This is a genomic window from Ferruginibacter sp. (assembly GCF_031430955.1).
Taxonomy (GTDB): Bacteria; Bacteroidota; Bacteroidia; order Chitinophagales; family Chitinophagaceae; genus Ferruginibacter.
This window is the reverse complement of sequence record NZ_JANPCM010000212.1, coordinates 1-1,990: the sequence shown is the minus strand read 5'-3', so window position 1 is coordinate 1,990 and position 1,990 is coordinate 1. Positions and strand designations below refer to the sequence as shown.

Annotated in this window: 2 protein-coding genes; one reads left to right on the top strand and one right to left on the bottom strand. The window is 37.8% G+C overall.

Annotated features, from left to right (window positions below):
• Positions 1-130 precede the first annotated feature (130 nt).
• Positions 131-1,333 carry an MFS transporter gene (locus ACY65O_RS06005; RefSeq protein ID WP_462219945.1) on the bottom strand — a complete coding sequence of 401 codons (1,203 nt, stop codon included), beginning with the start codon at positions 1,331-1,333 and terminating at the stop codon, positions 131-133.
• 406 nt (positions 1,334-1,739) lie between these two features.
• Between ACY65O_RS06005 and rpsF the strand changes: the two genes are divergently transcribed.
• Positions 1,740-1,990: 30S ribosomal protein S6 (gene rpsF, locus ACY65O_RS06000; RefSeq protein ID WP_462219944.1), on the top strand; the 251-nt coding region annotated here is incomplete at its 3' end.

Sequence of the window (1,990 nt, the reverse complement as noted above, 5' to 3'; positions counted from 1 at the left end):
GCTGCCGATGCATCAGCACAATTAAATTTTATTTATAAAAACTCGCCGTATTACGAGCCGGGGCATAACAGGTACCCGGTGTACAGGTTACTCTAACACCAATTAACTGACAATGTAGTCAATCAATTAACTATTTTAATCCCTGCCGCTTAGCCAGCTTGGCCGCAATAAACAAAGTGCAAAAAACAATAGTTACACTAAGGTAGCCCACCCAGTTATAGTGCAGTATTTTACCATCGGGTTGTTTAGCAACAATGGCACCTGCAATTAATGCCGCAAGGCCGGTAAATAATTGTTGTATGGAGGCATTAAAGCTCATAAACAACCCTCTTTTTTCTGGGTTAACCACGGTGCTTATCATTGCCTGCGCTGGTATTGTTCTACCGGTAGAAAAAGAAAACCAAACTGCAAACACACACAGCACAAAATAAAAAGGAATGGCAGGCATGCTGGTAATTAAAAATATAGGTATTAAAGAAGCACCTGCACTGTATAAATAAATTTTAAGCTTACCGTATTTATCGGCCATGCGGCCAATAACAAATGATGCCATTAAAGAAAACACACCGCCTACCATGTAAATAAGTGGAGTTTGATCTTTGGTAAAACCCACATTAAATTCCATATAAGGATTAATGAAAGGGATAATTAAAAAATGCCCCATCATTAAAAAACCGGATAAGGTTAATGCCAGCAACTGGCTTTTATTTTTACTCAGTTCCAGGAACACTTCTCCGGGAGAAATTCTTTCTGCTGTTTGATTTTGTAAATGTTTGGTCATGGGTGGCAAAAAGCGGATAATCATGGGAATGATAATAATGCCCACGATACCAATAAATAAAAATGGCGCATGCCAGCTTATTAATTTTGCCAGGTACAAACTAAAGGGCACACCAAAAATTGAAGAAATGGAAAACGCCGTAAAGATGGCCCCCATTGCCCTGCCCCGCTTTTCATAATCAAAAGTATCGGCAACTATACTTAAAATTTGTGTGCCGATAAGCCCTCCAAATAATCCGGTTAATATTCTTGCAGCCATTAAAAAAGCTGCATCGGGTGCAATGCCGCAGCAGATAGTGCCCACTAAAAAACCGATGTAGGCAAACAGCAACACTTTTTTTCTATCGTATTTATCTACAAAAAAAGCAGCGGTAACACTGCTAGCAAAAGATGCAATGGGATATGCTGCAACAATAACACTAAAATATTGTGCACCAATTTTAAAATGCGGCATCAGGAAATTTCCTAATGGCATCATTATCATAAAATCCAGGATATTGGTAAAATTGAGCGCCGCCAGTAAAAAAAGTATGATGCGTTCTTTTTTGGTCATGTTACAAATTGAGTGCAAAGGTATTTGATTGATAGAGAATGGAGACAATTTGTAAAAGCAGTTTTTTCTCTATTGTGTCGGAATTGTTTAATCAATACTCCTTGATTAAGTGCAAATATTAAATAATCAATTTTCAATGTTCAACAATCAATAAAATACAGGTTCTTTTAAAACTGTTTGATAATTCCCTGAATACTGCCCTCCTTTCTATGTATCAACTCAATAAATCGGGGTTAATTTAAGGCGTTTTGCCAGCTTCAAAATAATTGTCAAAAATCTTCTGTAACCCTTGCTAATTCTGCATTAAATGCCTTACCTTCGCTGCCCGTTTAAAATAAGCGGAAATCAACAATATTTATAACTGTTCTTATACCTCTTTAGGGGATAGGGGCACAAAACAAGGGAAATGAACAATTACGAATTGATGGTGATTTTTACCCCTGTGCTTTCTGATGAGGAATTTAAAGCCGCTCAGAAAAAATACGCTGACCTCGTTACAGAAAACGGTGGTGAGATTGTGCACAGTAACCCATGGGGACTAAAATCGCTGGCCTATCCCATTGCCAAAAAAACCACTGGTTTATATTGGGTAATGGAGTATAAAGCGCCATCCAGCTTCAATGAAAAGTTGAAAATTCAACTTTTACGTGACGAATC

Excerpts from the sequence above, each read along its gene's own strand:
- ACY65O_RS06005 (WP_462219945.1), bottom strand. The coding sequence starts at position 1,333 with ATGACCAAAAAAGAACGCATCATACTTTTTTTACTGGCGGCGCTCAAT.